We start from the raw sequence: 14,570 nt of genomic DNA, 5'->3' as shown, positions 1-14,570 counted from the left end.
CAATCACGAACTTATCCTTGCTCGGCTTGATGCCTTGGGTTTGCAGGTGGTCAGCATCATTCACACCCACGCGCACCTCGATCACTTCCTGGCGTCCGGCCAGTTGAAAGAGAAAACCGGCGCGACCCTGCATCTGCACAAGGAAGATCAATTCCTCTGGGACAATCTGGAGATGCAATGCCAGATGTTCGGCGTGCCCTACACGCCAGTGCCTGCGCCGGATCGCTGGCTCAGCGATGATGAGGAACTGGCCTGCGGTTGCGGTGTGGCTTTGCACACGCCGGGGCATACGCCGGGGTCGATGAGTTTCTGGTTTGCGGACGCCAAGCTGCTGATCGCCGGAGATACGCTGTTCCGTCGCGGAGTAGGGCGCACGGATTTGTGGGGGGGCAATCAGGCGACCATCGTGCGTTCCATCAAACAGCGGCTGTACACCCTCGACGAAGACGCGATTGTGGTGACTGGTCACGGTGCGGATACGCGACTGGGCGATGAAATGCGTGACAACCCTTTTGTGCGCGCGTGAGGTTGGCCAGGGAATTTTCCTCGCCGGACAGGATCCAAAACCCCGCAAAGGCTGATGCCTTGAGCCGTTGCACCACCGAATGCAAAAGTAGGAGCTCTTCATGTTCACCAAGCAGCGTTTGATTATTGTCGCCTCGGCCGTGGCCTTGCTGTCCGGCTGCGCGTCGCCCAACCCTTATGACAATCAGGGCCAGGCTGATAGCGGTTCCACCGGCATGAGCAAAACCGCCAAATACGGTGGCCTCGGTGCGCTGGCCGGAGCCTTGGCCGGTGCTGCCATCGATCACAACAGCCGTGGCAAAGGGGCGCTGATCGGTGCCGCTGTCGTCGGTGCTTCTGCCGCCGGTTATGGTTACTACGCTGACCAGCAAGAGAAAAAATTGCGCGCCAGCATGGCCAATACCGGTGTGGAAGTTCAGCGTGAAGGCGATCAGATCAAGCTGATCATGCCGGGTAACATTACCTTCGCCACCGACTCGGCGAACATTGCTTCGAGCTTCTACCAGCCGCTGAACAACCTTGCCGGCTCGTTGAAGGAATTCAACCAGAACCAGATCGAAATCGTCGGCTACACCGACAGCACTGGCAGCCGCCAGCACAACATGGACCTTTCTCAGCGCCGCGCGCAGAGCGTGGCGACTTACCTGACCTCGCAAGGTGTCAGTGGAGCCAACCTGAGCGCCCGCGGTGCCGGCCCGGACAATCCGGTGGCGAGCAACGGCGATGTCAACGGCCGCGCGCAGAACCGTCGCGTCGAAGTGAATCTGAAAGCTATTCCGGGTCAGCAGTACGGTGGCCAGCAGCAAGGCAACGTTCAGCAATACCCATAACAACGCTATACCCCAATGTGGGAGCGGGCTTGCTCGCGAAGGCGGCGTGTCAGACAGCGCTATGTCGACTGACAAGCCGCCTTCGCGAGCAAGCCCGCTCCCACATTGGGAGTTGTGTTTCTCCTTCCTGTGCTAGTTCGCCTCTCTCACCGCACTGAGAAACGCGCAAGTACGCTCCTGCTGCGGATGTTCAAAAATCTGCGCCGGTGTGCCCTGTTCGTGGATCTGCCCTTTGAAAAAGAAGCACACGCGATCGGCAAACTCCCTGGCGAAGCCCATCTGGTGCGTGACCATCAGCATGGTCAGGTTATGTTCGGTGCCGAGCTTGCGGATCACGTTAAGCACTTCACCGCACAGCTCCGGATCCAGTGCCGAGGTCACTTCGTCAAACAGCATGACCTTCGGGCGCATCGCCAGCGCCCGTGCAATCGCCACCCGTTGTTGCTGCCCGCCGGAGAGCTGCGACGGGTAATGCCCGAGCTTGCTGCCCAATCCCACCAGTTCCAGCAAATCCGCTGCGCGTTCGCGTGCTTCAGCGGGCTTCATGCCGAGGACTTGCACCGGCGCCTCGATCACGTTCTGCAGCGCCGTCATGTGCGGAAACAGATTAAAACTCTGGAACACCATGCCGATCTTGCCGCGCACGCGGCGGATGTGTCGGTCATTGGCCGGCACCAGCACTCCGTTGCGATTGTGCATGTGCGTCAGCAGATCGTCTTCGATGCGGATCAGCCCGTCGTCAATGCCTTCCAGCGTCATCAACACGCGCAGCAGCGTCGACTTGCCTGAGCCGCTGGGCCCGATGATCGCGACTTTTTCGCCGGGTATGACGTCCAGATTCAAATGATCGAGCACGGTGAAGTTGCCGTAGCTTTTGGTGACGTCCTGAAAGCTGACAATCGGCTTGACTGCCGGGTTTGCCTGCATGGCGCTGGTCTCCTGCGAATGCAGCGGAGTTGGAAGGCCCGGCCGGGAGAGATCACTGGGTGTCGAGAATGTAGAAGTCATTAGTGTGCCTCCAGACGCACTTCGAGGCGCCGTACCAGATAAGCCAAAGCGATGCTCAAGGCGAGGAAAAACAGACCGACCATGGTGATCGGCTCTAAATAGCGGAAATTCTCGGAGCCAATGTTTTTCGCCTGCTGCATGATTTCCACCACGGTGATGGCCGACAGCACCGGCGTGTCCTTGAGCATCGCCACCAGGTAGTTGCCCAACGGCGGCAGGATCGGCCGCAGCGCCTGGGGCAGGATGATGTTGCGATACGCGCTGAACGGGGCAATGTTCAGCGCCGTAACAGCTTCCCACTGCGCGCGCGGCACCGCGTCGAGGCCGCCGCGGTAAACTTCGGCGATGTAACAGGCGTAATGCAGGCCGATGCCGAGAATCCCCACTTGCATGGCGCTCATGCTCACGCCGTAGTTGGGCAGCACGTAGTAGAGGAAATACACCTGAATCAGCAGTGGCGTGCTGCGGATGAACTCGATCAGCCCAGTGGCAGGCCATGACAACCACAGCCTGCGACTGCGTCGACCAATCGCCAGAAACAGACCGAGCACAATGGCGATCAAAAAACCGATCAGGGTAATACCCACGGTGTTGAGTGAAGCGCGCAACAAATCGGGGAGAATCTGCCAGGCGTAGGTCCAGTCGAACAATGTCATGACAGACCTCCACGCATCCGCCCGCGAGCCAGGCGCCGTTCAAGTTGGCGCATGCCCAGGTTGATGGCCTGCGCCAGAATGAAGTAGATCACCAGCGCCAGGCTGAAAATCTCCAGGGTCTGAAAAGTCGCCTGATCGAGCTGGCGGGCGCGAAAGCTCAGGTCCGACAGCGTAATCAGCGACACCAGCGAGGTATTTTTCAGTAACTCGATGAGCAAATTGGTGCCCGGTGGAATGGCCGCCAGCAGCGCCTGCGGAAGAATAATCCGCCGAAAGCGTTTGTAACCGCTGAAGTTCAGCGCCGTGGACGCTTCGTACTGGCCCTTGGCAACGGAGCTGATCGCGCCGCGCATCACCTCTGCGCCATACGCTCCGATGTGCAGACCGAGGCCGACGATGGCCACCGCGTATGAGCTCAGCTCGATGTTGAACGGCGGTAACGGCAGGACAAAAAACAGCCAGAACAATTGCACCAGCAGCGACGTACCGCGGAACACTTCAATGTAGGCGATGGAAAACCAGCGCAACGCTCGCCATGGCGACATGCGCCCGAGCGCCGCGAGTAGAGCGGCAACGATCGCCAGAATCGAACCGAAGAAGGTCACCTGCAGCGTGACCCAGGCGCCTTGTATCAATAGCGGAAGTAATTCACCCATGGTTTAAACCTGACCATCCGGATTAAGCAGGGAAAAGGCATCGCGCCGCAGCGCCATGCCTGTTTCGACTATTGAGCGCAGAGCTCGGCAGCCGTTTTGCTCGTCACGTTGGATTTGTCGAAGCCGAATGGGGCGACCGCCTTGAGGTGCTCTTCGGAACCGAGCCACTTTTTCAGCTCGGCGTTGACTGCGTCGCGCAGGTCTTTGTCTTCCGGGCGGAAGGCGAGGGCGCCGTAGCCGATGTGCGACGGATCGTCCTTGAACTCGGTGACCGCCTCAACCTTGTCACCGCCCTTGCTGGCCAGACCTTTCATGGTCAACTGGGTGCCGACCGCCGCATCGGCGCGCCCGGCCCGCACGGCTTGCAACTGTGCGGTGGTGTCCGGAACCTGCAAGATCTGCGAGTCCTTGACGCCCGAGTCGCGCGCGTACGCCAGGTTCACGGTGCCGGCCATGATCGCCAGTTTCACTTCAGGGTTTTTGGCGATGTCTTCATAGCTGTGCAGCTTTTTCGGGTTGCCCTTGGCGGTGAGCAAAGCATCTGGCAACTGGTACTGCGGATCGGTGAACAACACCTGTTTGCAGCGGGCCGGGGTGATGTACATGCCGGCGGCAATCACATCGAAACGGCCGGCGCGCAGGCCAGGAATCAATGAGCCCCACTCGGTCAACACACCGTCGACCTTTTTGATGCCCATCTTTTCGAAGATCGCTTTGGCGATTTCCGGCGATTCTCCGGTCACCCGACCATCGGTTTCGGTGTAGGCAAACGGCGTTTCGTTGGCGTAACCGATGCGGATGCTGCTGTTCTGTTTGACCGTTTCCAGCGTCGTCGCGGCGTGAGCGCTGGTGGCCAGGCCGAACATCGCGCAAGCCACGAACAGGCGACGCAAAGCGTGGGGAGTGCTGAAGGGGAAATTGCTCATCGATAAAATCTCCTGTTTCTTGTGGACCCGTCATCGACGGCTCTGTGGTAGGAGGCAGTGTTACAAGAGCAAAGCGTACAAGGGGCGATTGCGCTATCCGCGCCACCGCACCGGTACAGACCGACTGATTTTTATGAGGGCTGGATGACATGCCCGGGCGTCGACCTTGAACCGAGCATACAAAAGCCCTGCGCATCATTGCATTGCACTAGGACAATTGCTTTGCCTGGATTCTCGCGGGATGCTGTCGGCACTGGCAAATACACGGGTTCGAACGCTGATGGAGAAGTGGAAAGCAGCACTGGAAATCGCCCGCAGCGGCGAATCCAAATACAAGATTCTGGTGCAGGCCATCGCTGAAGACATCGAGCAGGGCGTGCTGGCCAACGATCAGCGCCTGCCGCCCCAGCGTCACGTGGCCGACGCGATGGGCATCAGCGTGCAGACCGTCACCAATGCTTACAAAGAACTTGAAAGGCAAGGGCTGGTGCGCTGTGAGGTCGGGCGCGGCAGTTTTGTCTCGCGGCGCATGAGCGATCGCGTGGCCACTTATATTCTCGACAGCCCGGAGCGGGCGCTGGTGGATTTTTCCATCACGCGGATCTTGCACACCCGCGAACACGACCAGTTCTGGCGCGAGACCTGCCGCGAGCTCAGCACCGAAGAAGATCAGCCGTGGATTCACGCATTCAGACCGATTGCCGGTTTCGAATCCCATCGCGAAGCGGCCATGCACTGGATCGGCAAGCAAGGCTTGCGGGTCGAACGCGATGACATCCTGATCACCAACGGCGCTGCCCACGGAATCTTTCTCGCCCTGGCTTCGCTGGCCGGCCCGGACGATGTGGTGCTGTGTGAAGGCATCACAGACCACGGCGTGATTGGCAATTCGCAAGTACTCGGCTTCACCCTCAAAGGCCTGGAGATGGACCGTGACGGCATCGACCCGGAACACTTTGAAGACATGTGCAGCAACGAGCGCATCACCGCGCTGGTGTGCACACCGAACCTGAACAACCCGACCACCAGCCTGATGCCGGACAGCCGTCGACGCGAAATCGCGGAGATTGCCCGCCGCTTCGGCGTGCACATTATCGAAGACGATGTGTATGGACCGCTGCTCGATGAGCGCCGCGCACCGCCGATCAGCCATTACCTGCCGGAGCTGTCGTTCTATTGCACCAGCATGACCAAGTCGGTGCTGACCGGTTTGCGCATCGGTTATCTGGTGGTGCCCAAACGTCTGGCGCTGCGTACCGAGAGCATTCTGCGGGTCAACAGCTGGATGGCCACGCCGATGGTTTCCGAGATCGCCGCGCGCTGGATTCGCGATGGACGCGCCGACACACTGGTCAATTTGCAGCGCAAACTGCTCGCCGGGCGTCAGGCGATGATCACCGAATACCTTGATGAATATTTGCTCGCCCAGCACCCTCACGCCTTGAATGCGTGGATTGGCATTCCCGAGCATTGGGAGCTCGACAGCCTCGTGCGCGCCTTGCGTCACAAGCACATTGCGGTGACCTCGCCCGACCCGTTCACCGTCCGCGGCACCCCCCGCCCACGGGCGGTGCGCGTGTGTGTCGGCGCCGAATGCAGCGACGGGGAGATGCGTGATGCGCTGATCGGCATGCGCGAAATCTTCGGCCAATACCCGCAAATCCACGATTTCTGACCAGCGAAGAGTTCGCGAAAAGTTTGTCGACTAAATTGCCCTAGTACATTCATCGCGACAATACAGCGCTCTTAGACTGCGCCCATCACCTCTGTCGGGATGCGGTCATGTCAACGCTGCAACTTCACGATATTTACCTGGCTCGTCAGCGCATCGAAGCGCTGGTGCGGCGTACTGCCCTGGAATATTCGCCGAGCCTTTCGCGGCGTGTCGGTGTGGCGGTGTATCTCAAACTCGAATCCCAGCAGATCACCGGCAGTTTCAAATTGCGCGGTGCGAGCAATGCCGTGGCGCAGCTCACCGCAGAGCAAAAGGTCCGCGGGGTGGTGGCGGCGTCGACCGGTAATCACGGTCGCGCACTGGCGTATGCGGCTTCCAGGCAGGGGGTGAAGGCAACTATTTGCCTGTCGAATCTGGTGCCGGCGAACAAGGTTCAGGCCATTCGCGAGCTTGGCGCCGAGGTCTGCATCATCGGCCAGTCCCAGGACGACGCGCAGCGTGAAGCCGAGCGTATTGCCCGCGATCAGGGCGCGAGTATGCTGCCACCGTTCGATCATCTGGCGATTATTGCCGGGCAGGGCACGCTGGGGCTGGAAATTCTTGAGCAGCAACCGGACGTCGCGCAGATCCTCGTGCCTTTATCCGGCGGCGGCCTGTTTGCCGGGGTGGCCCTGGCATTGAAAAGCGCCAACCCGAACATTGTCACCCACGGCATCAGCATGCAACGTGGCGCCGCCATGCACACCAGTCTCCAGGCCGGGCATCCGCTGGAGGTCGAAGAGCTGCCGACCCTCGCCGATTCGCTCGGCGGCGGCATCGGTCTGGACAACCGTTACAGCTTCAACATGACGCGCGATCTCTGCGATCACCTGCACCTGCTTAGCGAAACCTCCATTGCCGATGCCATCCGCCACGCCCATCGCGAGGAGCGCCTGGTGCTGGAAGGCGCCGCAGTGGTCGGCATCGCCGCCTTGCTTGACGGCCTGATCGAACCGCGCGGGCCGATAGTGGTGGTGGTCAGTGGCCGCAATGTCGACATCGATCAACACCTGCGCGTCCTCGCCGGTGCCGATGCCTGAAACACCACAATCAACGGAGTGCGGCGCAGATGACTGACATTACCTTATTGAGCGAAGCTGACCTGCGAGCCTGCGTTGGGCTGGACCTGTCGAGCATCGACGCCATCGAACAGGCCTTCTTGCTGTTGGCCACGGCGGCCGTGGCGATGCCGCCGATCCTGCGCCTGGACATCCCTGAGCACAACGGCGAAGTCGACGTGAAGACCGCGTACCTGCCGGGTCTGGAGCGCTTTGCGATCAAGGTCAGCCCGGGTTTTTTCGACAATCCGAAACTGGGACTGCCCAGCCTCAACGGCATGATGATGCTGTTGTCAGCGCGCACTGGTTTGCTCGATGCCTTGCTGCTCGATAACGGTTACCTGACTGCTGTGCGCACCGCAGCAGCTGGCGCGGTGGCGGCGCGAGCCTTGTCGAGAACTGACAGCCGCAGCGTCGCGCTGATCGGTGCCGGTGAGCAGGCGCTTCTGCAGCTGCAAGCATTGCGGCTGGTGCGGCCGATCGAATCGGTGCGGATCTGGGCTCGCGACAGCGCTAAAGCCTTGGCCTTCAGCGTTGAGCTGGCGCGCGACAGCAGCCTGACAGTCACGTCCTGTGTCAGCATCGATGAAGCCATGGCTGACGTCGACATTGCGATCACTTGCACGCCAAGCCGTGCACCCCTGATCGAAGCACACCATTTGCATCCCGGCTTGCACATCACTGCGATGGGCTCGGATGCCGAACACAAAAATGAAGTCTCCCCGCAGGCGCTGGCCAAGCTCGATCTATACGTAGCCGATCGCCTCAGTCAGACGCGCCTGCTGGGTGAATTGCATCACGCCTTGGCGGCTGGCTTCTTCGCCGATGAATCAGGTCTGGTCGAGCTGGGTCAGGTGCTCGCAGGCCAGCGTCCGGGCCGAACCGATGCGACGCAAATCACCTTATGCGATCTCACCGGCACCGGCGCCCAGGACACCGCCATGGCCAATCTGGCGTTCGAGCGTGCGCGTTCCGCCGGTAAAGGGTTCCAGTTCAACAGCTAAGTGTTTTTCATCCGTGCGTCATTTATCAGAGGGCATGTGCATGTCTCAGATAGTCGTCAATCTCCCGTTCGAACGGGACGAGTACGCCCAGCGTCTGGCCAAGGTGCGAGCGGCCATGCAGGCCCAGGGCATCGAGCTGTTGCTGGTCACCGATCCGTCGAACATGGCGTGGCTGACCGGCTACGACGGTTGGTCGTTTTATGTTCACCAATGCGTGTTGCTCGCACTTGATGGCGAGCCAGTGTGGTTCGGTCGTGGACAGGACGCCAATGGCGCCAAGCGCACGGTGTTCATGCAGCACGAAAACATTATTGGTTACCCTGACATCTACGTGCAGTCGCGCGAACGTCATCCAATGGACTACCTGTCGCGCGAAGTTATCAGTGCCCGTGGCTGGGACACCCTGACCATCGGCGTCGAGATGGACAACTATTACTTCAGCGCCGCCGCTTATCTGTCGCTGAAAACGCACCTGCCGCAAGCCACCTTGATCGATGCGGTCGGGCTGGTGAATTGGCAGCGGGCGATCAAGTCGCCGCAGGAAATTGCCTACATGCGGATTGCTGCGCGCATCGTCGAAAACATGCACGGGCGGATCCTCGAGCGGATCGAACCGGGCATGCGTAAAAACGAACTGGTCGCTGAGATCTACAGCAGCGGCATTCTCGGTGCCGACGGGCATGGCGGTGATTATCCGGCGATCGTGCCGCTGTTGCCGACCGGTGCCGACGCCAGCGCGCCGCACCTGACCTGGGATGATTCGCCCTTTGAGAAAGGCGCCGGGACCTTCTTCGAAATCGCCGGCTGCTACAAGCGTTATCACTGCCCATTGTCGCGCACGATTTACCTGGGCAAGCCGCCGCAGCATTTCCTCGACGGTGAAAAAGCCGTGGTCGAGGGCATCGCCGCCGGGCTTGAAGCGGCGAAACCGGGCAACACCACCGGCGACATCGCCGTGGCGTTTTTCAAGGTGCTGGAGAAATTCGGTATCCACAAGGACAGCCGTTGCGGCTACCCGATCGGGATCAGTTATCCACCGGACTGGGGCGAGCGCACCATGAGCCTGCGTCCCGGCGACACCAGCGTGTTGCAACCGGGCATGACCTTCCACTTCATGCCGGGCCTGTGGATGGACGATTGGGGACTGGAGATTACTGAAAGCATTTTGATCACCGATACCGGCGTCGAGACGCTATGCAATGTGCCACGCCAACTGTTCGTGAAGGATTGAGCCATGAGCCAATTGCCTGCCAACCCGATCAGCGCCACCGTCGATTTTTCCCGCGAAGGCGTGCAGCACGGTTTTCTCAAACTGCCGTATTCGCGGGATGATTCGGCCTGGGGTGCGGTGATGATTCCGGTAACAGTGATCCAGCGCGGTGAGGGGCAGACCGCGTTGCTCACTGGCGGTAACCACGGTGACGAATATGAAGGTCCGGTGGCGCTGAACAAACTGGCGCAGAGTCTGACTCCTGAGGAAGTGACGGGGCGGGTGATCATCATTCCGTTCATGAACACTCCAGCGTTCCATGCCGGTCGGCGCACCTCGCCGATCGACAAGGGCAATCTGAACCGCAGTTTTCCCGGGAAGCCGGACGGCACGGTGACCGAGAAAATCGCCGATTATTTCACCCGAACGTTGTTGCCACTGGCGGACATTGTGCTGGATATCCATTCTGGCGGGCGCACCCTGGATTTCCTGCCGTTTGCGGCCTGTCATGTGCTGCCGGACAAACAGCAACAGGCCCAGTGCGAAGCCGGCATGCACGCGTTTAATGCGCCTTACAGCATGCGCATGCTGGAACTGGATGCGGGGGCGATGTACGACACCGCAGCGGAAAGCCAGGGCAAGATTTTTGTCACCACCGAGCTGGGCGGCGGCGGTTCTTCGACGGCGCGCAGTGTGGCGATTGCCGAGCGCGGGGTGCGTAACCTGTTGGTGCATGCGGGGATTTTGGCCGGGGAAGTGCAGGCCGCGCCGTCGATCATGCTCGACATGCCCGATGACGATTGCTTCATCGCCAGTGAGCACGACGGGTTGCTGGAAATGTGTCGTGATCTGGGAGACGAGGTGCAGCAGGGCGAGGTGATCGCGCGGGTTTATGACGCGACACGCAGCGGCGTCGCGCCGGTTGAATATCGCGCTGCGCGCAGTGGATTACTGGCCGCACGGCATTTTCCGGGATTGGTGCAGTGTGGCGATACCGTGGCGGTCATTGCCGAAGTGTTGACCTGACAGACTCAACTCAACCCCTGTGGAAGCGAGCCTGCTCGCGATTGCGGACTGACATTCAGCCTTTGTGCTGACTGACACACCGTCATCGCGAGCAGGCTCGCTCCCACAGGTCCCTTATTGACCTGGAGATCCTGGTCCATGCACAAACTCGATCGCTATGACCTGAATATCCTGCGCATCCTTGCGCAAGACGGGCGGATCACCAAGTCGAGCCTGGCTGAGGCGATCAACCTTTCGGTAACTCCCGCGTGGGAGCGAGTGCGCAAACTGGAGGCTCTGGGTTTGATCAAGGGCTATCGCGCGCAGATTGACTGGAACGCAGTGTTCAAAAGCCAGCAGGTGCTGGTGGAGATCACCTTGGGGCGGCACACCGCTCAGGACATGCGACGTTTCGAGCAGCGCATGCAAGACGCCAGCGAAGTGGCGTTCTGTTACGCCACCGGCGGCGGTGTCGATTACATGGCGATGATCCAGGCGCCGGACATCGATTACTACCAACGCTTCATCGACCAGCTGTTGCTCGATGACCTGGGTATCGAGCGCTACTTTACTTACATCGTCACCAAAACCATCAAAACCGCTGGCGCCTTGCCGGCCGAGTTGTCCCAGCAATCCTGAAACACCACCGATCACTGTAGGGGTGATCCAGCTCAAGCGAGTTTCGCACCGCAGAAAGCCGCTGTTTGCCGTTCTTCAATCAGGAAAAACCTCCTGACCAACCACACCAAACGCGAAATACCCCAGCCAGACCAGCCCTACCATGGAGTCACGCACACGTTTTGGAGCGAGAGCCATGATCTATAAACATCCGCTGCTGTTCAAAGCCCTCTGCTACGTCGACGGGCATTGGCTGCACAGCGACAGCGGTCGCAGCGTTGCCGTGAACAACCCGGCGGACGGCAAGTTGATCGGTCATGTGCCGATGCTCGATCAGCCGCAAATCACCGCTGCCGTCGATGCTGCCCATCGGGCATTCGCAGGCTGGCGCGAACAAAGCCTCGAGGCTCGCGCAACGATTTTGCGGCGTTGGGCGGCGTTGCTACTGGAACATCAGGAAGATCTCGCGCGCATCCTCAGCCAGGAGCAGGGCAAACCGCTGGCCGAGTCCCGTGGCGAAATCGCCTACGCCGCGAGTTTCATTCCGTGGTTTGCCGAAGAAGCGCGACGCCTTTACGGGCAGACGATTCCCAGTCATATCCCTGGCGCGCATCTCGGCACGATCAAGGAGCCAGTGGGCGTCTGCGCACTGCTAACGCCGTGGAATTTTCCGTCGGCAATGATCACCCGCAAAGCCGCCGCCGCGCTGGCCGCCGGTTGCACGGTGGTGATCAAGCCGGCGCATGAGACACCGTTTTCAGCCTTGGCCCTGGCGCAACTGGCGGAGGAGGCGGGCTTCCCCGCCGGCGTGTTCAACGTTGTACTCGGCGATCCGCAGATGACCATGCAGACCCTGGTGCAGGACAGCCGCGTTCGCTCGGTAAGTTTCACCGGCTCGACCCGCGTCGGCAAACTGGTCCTGCAAGCGGCGGCGCATGACGTGAAGAAAGTCGCGCTGGAACTGGGCGGTAATGCACCGTTCATTGTGTGCGCCGATGCCGATCTGGAGCTGGCGGTGAAAGTGGCGGTGCAGGCCAAGTTCCAGACCTCCGGCCAGGATTGCTGCGCGGCCAACCGGATCATGGTCGAGCGTTCGATCTACCCGGCCTTTCTCCAGCGTTTTGCGGCGGCGGTGCGCGACTTGCGTGTAGGCCCGGCGCTGGTCGGCGAGCAGGAGCAACGCGTCGACATCGGCCCATTGATGCATCAGGCGGCTTTCGATGTCACTGCTGCACGCGTCGCCGATGCCTTGCAACTCGGTGCGCGACGGCTGGTTGGCGGTGAAGCACATGCTCTTGGTGGTTTGTTTTATCAACCTACGGTGCTGGCCGACGTCACCCCCGAGATGCGTATCTACCGCGACGAAAATTTTGCACCGATCGCCGGGATAATGCCGTTCGACACCCTGGAACAGGCCATCGAGATGGCCAACGACACCGAATACGGTTTGGCCGCCTACATTTGTTCCAACCGCCTGGACCTGATCTACCCACTGATCCGTCGCCTCGATCACGCCATGATCGCGGTCAACGGCGTCAAATTCACCGGCCATCCGATCCCGTTCGGTGGCATGAAAGCCTCGGGCCTGGGCCGCGAGGGCGGCACCGAAGGCTTCGAAGCCTTTGTCGAAACCAAATACTTCTGCCTGCACCATCAAGGCCAGTTCTAAAGCCAGTTCTCAGGAGACATGCCATGAATCAGGAATTCGAAACGCTGTTCGAACAAGACCGCGCGCACTTCATGCACCCCTCGACCCACGCCCATGACCACGCCAGCGGCGCACTCAAGGGGCGCATCATCAAGAGCGCGTCGGGCATCCGCATTCGCGATCACGAGGGCCGCGACTTCATCGACGCTTTTGCCGGATTGTATTGCGTAAATATCGGCTACGGTCGTACCGAAGTCGCCGACGCGATCTACAAGCAGGCCAAAGAACTCGCCTACTACCACACCTATGTCGGCCACTCGACCGAGGCCATCATCGAGCTGTCCAGCCGCATCATGGACTGGGCCCCCGAGGGCATGAAAAAGGTCTATTACGGATTGTCCGGTTCCGACGCCAACGAAACCCAGGTCAAACTGGTGCGTTACTACAACAACGTGTTGGGCCGTCCGCAGAAGAAGAAAATCATTTCCCGCGACCGTGGTTATCACGGCTCGGGCATCATGACCGGCAGCCTGACTGGCCTGCCGACCTTCCATCAACATTTCGACCTGCCGGTGGAGGGCGTCAAACACACCGTTTGCCCACACTGGTATCGCAAGGCGCCAGCCGGTATGGATCAAGCGGCGTTCGTGCGTTATTGCGCCGATGAGCTGGAAAAAATGATTCTCGACGAAGGCGCGGACACCGTGGCCGCGTTCATCGGCGAACCGTTGATGGGCACCGGCGGCATTATTGTCCCGCCGGCCGGTTATTGGGCCGCGATACAAGCGGTGCTGAACAAATATGACGTGCTGTTGATTGCCGATGAAGTGGTCTGCGCATTTGGTCGTCTAGGCTCGAAAATGGGCAGTCAACGCTACGGCATGCGCCCGGACCTGATCACCACGGCCAAAGGCCTGACCAGCGCCTACGCACCCTTGTCGGCGGTCATCGTCGGCGAAAAAGTGTGGGACGTGATCGAAAAAGCTTCGCAGTCGCAAGGCGCGATGGGGCATGGCTGGACCTATTCCGGTCATCCGATCTGCGCGGCGGCGGCGCTGGCCAACCTGGATATTCTCGAGCGGGAAAACCTTACGGCCAATGCGGAGAAGGTCGGTAGCTACCTGAACCGGCGCCTGCGTGAAACCCTGGAAGGGCATCCGCTGGTGGGCGAAGTGCGCGGTGACGGCATGCTCGCCGCCGTCGAGTTCATGGCCGACCGCGAACAGCGCACACCCTTTGACGCGGCGCTGAAAGTCGGACCGAAAGTTTCGGCGGCGTGTCTGGAGCGCGGCATGATCGCCCGGGCAATGCCCCACGGCGACATCCTCGGCTTCGCCCCTCCGCTGATTCTCACTGAGGCAGAGGCGGACCTGATTGTAGACATCACCAAGGAAGCGGTCGATCAGGTGGCGAGCGAGTTGTTGGGCTAGAACAATCAGTCTGAGCCTTTTGTGTCGCTGGGTCTGGCCCCATTGCGAGCAAGCTCGCTGCCACAGGGGAACGCATTTCAACTGCAGCAGCGAGCTTGCTCGCGATGGGGCCAGAGCAGACAACAAAAAGCCATCAGCCATGAAAAAGCCCCCGGACGATCACTCATCCGGGGGCTTTTTCATGTCACGCGAAGCCTGCTTACTTCTTCAGGCCGTAATGCTCGTCCAGCATGCCCGGCGCGTTCGGCGATTTCGGTGCGTAATCGCGCGGCGGCTCCTGAC

General features: G+C 60.2%; 14 protein-coding genes and 1 pseudogene. 10 read left to right on the top strand and 5 right to left on the bottom strand.

Annotated elements, in window-relative coordinates; all coding sequences use genetic code 11:
• Together F8N12_RS26620 and F8N12_RS26615 are read left to right on the top strand one after the other, a co-directional pair.
• Positions 1-526: MBL fold metallo-hydrolase (locus tag F8N12_RS26620; RefSeq protein ID WP_150583039.1), on the top strand; the 526-nt coding region annotated here is incomplete at its 5' end.
• Between the two features lie 100 nt (positions 527-626).
• Positions 627-1,355 carry an OmpA family protein gene (locus F8N12_RS26615; RefSeq protein WP_150583038.1) on the top strand — a complete coding sequence of 243 codons (729 nt, stop codon included), beginning with the start codon at positions 627-629 and terminating at the stop codon, positions 1,353-1,355.
• Between the two features lie 132 nt (positions 1,356-1,487).
• On the opposite strand, the gene ehuA is transcribed toward F8N12_RS26615, so the two are convergent.
• The 4 genes from ehuA to ehuB all read right to left on the bottom strand — a co-directional run bounded on the left by ehuA (position 1,488) and on the right by ehuB (position 4,601).
• A complete protein-coding gene (gene ehuA / locus F8N12_RS26610) occupies positions 1,488-2,282 on the bottom strand; it encodes an ectoine/hydroxyectoine ABC transporter ATP-binding protein EhuA (protein WP_150583040.1) in 795 nt (264 codons plus the stop codon).
• 80 nt (positions 2,283-2,362) lie between these two features.
• On the bottom strand, positions 2,363-3,019 hold the full coding sequence (ehuD, locus tag F8N12_RS26605) for an ectoine/hydroxyectoine ABC transporter permease subunit EhuD (protein ID WP_150583037.1): 657 nt from the start codon (positions 3,017-3,019) through the stop codon (positions 2,363-2,365).
• The gene (gene ehuC / locus F8N12_RS26600) at positions 3,016-3,675 is read right to left on the bottom strand and encodes an ectoine/hydroxyectoine ABC transporter permease subunit EhuC (protein ID WP_150583036.1); all 660 of its coding nucleotides are present in this window, start codon (positions 3,673-3,675) and stop codon (positions 3,016-3,018) included. The genes ehuD and ehuC overlap by 4 nt, the downstream gene beginning before the upstream one ends.
• A gap of 68 nt (positions 3,676-3,743) precedes the next feature.
• Positions 3,744-4,601 carry an ectoine/hydroxyectoine ABC transporter substrate-binding protein EhuB gene (ehuB, locus tag F8N12_RS26595; protein ID WP_150583035.1) on the bottom strand — a complete coding sequence of 286 codons (858 nt, stop codon included), beginning with the start codon at positions 4,599-4,601 and terminating at the stop codon, positions 3,744-3,746.
• Between the two features lie 280 nt (positions 4,602-4,881).
• On the opposite strand from ehuB, the gene F8N12_RS26590 reads away from it, so the two are divergent.
• From F8N12_RS26590 to F8N12_RS26555, 8 genes are all read left to right on the top strand, one after another.
• Positions 4,882-6,276 (top strand): PLP-dependent aminotransferase family protein, encoded by a 1,395-nt coding sequence (locus F8N12_RS26590; protein ID WP_150583034.1) that lies wholly within the window; start codon positions 4,882-4,884, stop codon positions 6,274-6,276.
• A 107-nt stretch (positions 6,277-6,383) separates the two neighbouring features.
• A complete protein-coding gene (eutB, locus tag F8N12_RS26585) occupies positions 6,384-7,355 on the top strand; it encodes a hydroxyectoine utilization dehydratase EutB (RefSeq protein ID WP_150583033.1) in 972 nt (323 codons plus the stop codon).
• 29 nt (positions 7,356-7,384) lie between these two features.
• Positions 7,385-8,377 (top strand): ectoine utilization protein EutC, encoded by a 993-nt coding sequence (gene eutC, locus F8N12_RS26580; protein WP_150583032.1) that lies wholly within the window; start codon positions 7,385-7,387, stop codon positions 8,375-8,377.
• Between the two features lie 40 nt (positions 8,378-8,417).
• Positions 8,418-9,608, top strand: a complete 1,191-nt coding sequence (gene doeA, locus F8N12_RS26575; RefSeq protein ID WP_150583031.1) for an ectoine hydrolase DoeA — start codon at positions 8,418-8,420, stop codon at positions 9,606-9,608.
• A gap of 3 nt (positions 9,609-9,611) precedes the next feature.
• Complete coding sequence (doeB, locus tag F8N12_RS26570) at positions 9,612-10,613, top strand: N(2)-acetyl-L-2,4-diaminobutanoate deacetylase DoeB (RefSeq protein WP_150583030.1); 1,002 nt, start codon at positions 9,612-9,614, stop codon at positions 10,611-10,613.
• A gap of 138 nt (positions 10,614-10,751) precedes the next feature.
• Complete coding sequence (locus F8N12_RS26565; RefSeq protein ID WP_150583029.1) at positions 10,752-11,231, top strand: Lrp/AsnC family transcriptional regulator; 480 nt, start codon at positions 10,752-10,754, stop codon at positions 11,229-11,231.
• Positions 11,232-11,406: 175 nt separating this feature from the next.
• The gene (locus F8N12_RS26560; protein WP_150583028.1) at positions 11,407-12,879 is read left to right on the top strand and encodes an NAD-dependent succinate-semialdehyde dehydrogenase; all 1,473 of its coding nucleotides are present in this window, start codon (positions 11,407-11,409) and stop codon (positions 12,877-12,879) included.
• Between the two features lie 23 nt (positions 12,880-12,902).
• The gene (locus F8N12_RS26555; protein ID WP_150583027.1) at positions 12,903-14,288 is read left to right on the top strand and encodes an aspartate aminotransferase family protein; all 1,386 of its coding nucleotides are present in this window, start codon (positions 12,903-12,905) and stop codon (positions 14,286-14,288) included.
• A gap of 199 nt (positions 14,289-14,487) precedes the next feature.
• On the opposite strand, the pseudogene F8N12_RS26550 reads toward F8N12_RS26555, so the two are convergent.
• Positions 14,488-14,570, bottom strand: a pseudogene (locus tag F8N12_RS26550) (DUF1043 domain-containing protein); the annotation flags it as partial.

It is taken from the genome of Pseudomonas fluorescens (assembly GCF_902497625.1).
Lineage (GTDB): Bacteria > Pseudomonadota > Gammaproteobacteria > Pseudomonadales > Pseudomonadaceae > Aquipseudomonas > Aquipseudomonas fluorescens_BQ.
This window is presented reverse-complemented; position numbering and strand designations above follow the sequence as displayed.

Excerpts from the sequence above, each read along its gene's own strand:
- F8N12_RS26615 (WP_150583038.1), top strand. The coding sequence starts at position 627 with ATGTTCACCAAGCAGCGTTTGATTATTGTCGCCTCGGCCGTGGCCTTG.
- ehuA (WP_150583040.1), bottom strand. The coding sequence starts at position 2,282 with ATGCAGGCAAACCCGGCAGTCAAGCCGATTGTCAGCTTTCAGGACGTC.
- ehuD (WP_150583037.1), bottom strand. The coding sequence starts at position 3,019 with ATGACATTGTTCGACTGGACCTACGCCTGGCAGATTCTCCCCGATTTG.
- ehuC (WP_150583036.1), bottom strand. The coding sequence starts at position 3,675 with ATGGGTGAATTACTTCCGCTATTGATACAAGGCGCCTGGGTCACGCTG.
- ehuB (WP_150583035.1), bottom strand. The coding sequence starts at position 4,601 with ATGAGCAATTTCCCCTTCAGCACTCCCCACGCTTTGCGTCGCCTGTTC.
- F8N12_RS26590 (WP_150583034.1), top strand. The coding sequence starts at position 4,882 with ATGGAGAAGTGGAAAGCAGCACTGGAAATCGCCCGCAGCGGCGAATCC.
- eutB (WP_150583033.1), top strand. The coding sequence starts at position 6,384 with ATGTCAACGCTGCAACTTCACGATATTTACCTGGCTCGTCAGCGCATC.
- eutC (WP_150583032.1), top strand. The coding sequence starts at position 7,385 with ATGACTGACATTACCTTATTGAGCGAAGCTGACCTGCGAGCCTGCGTT.
- doeA (WP_150583031.1), top strand. The coding sequence starts at position 8,418 with ATGTCTCAGATAGTCGTCAATCTCCCGTTCGAACGGGACGAGTACGCC.
- doeB (WP_150583030.1), top strand. The coding sequence starts at position 9,612 with ATGAGCCAATTGCCTGCCAACCCGATCAGCGCCACCGTCGATTTTTCC.
- F8N12_RS26565 (WP_150583029.1), top strand. The coding sequence starts at position 10,752 with ATGCACAAACTCGATCGCTATGACCTGAATATCCTGCGCATCCTTGCG.
- F8N12_RS26560 (WP_150583028.1), top strand. The coding sequence starts at position 11,407 with ATGATCTATAAACATCCGCTGCTGTTCAAAGCCCTCTGCTACGTCGAC.
- F8N12_RS26555 (WP_150583027.1), top strand. The coding sequence starts at position 12,903 with ATGAATCAGGAATTCGAAACGCTGTTCGAACAAGACCGCGCGCACTTC.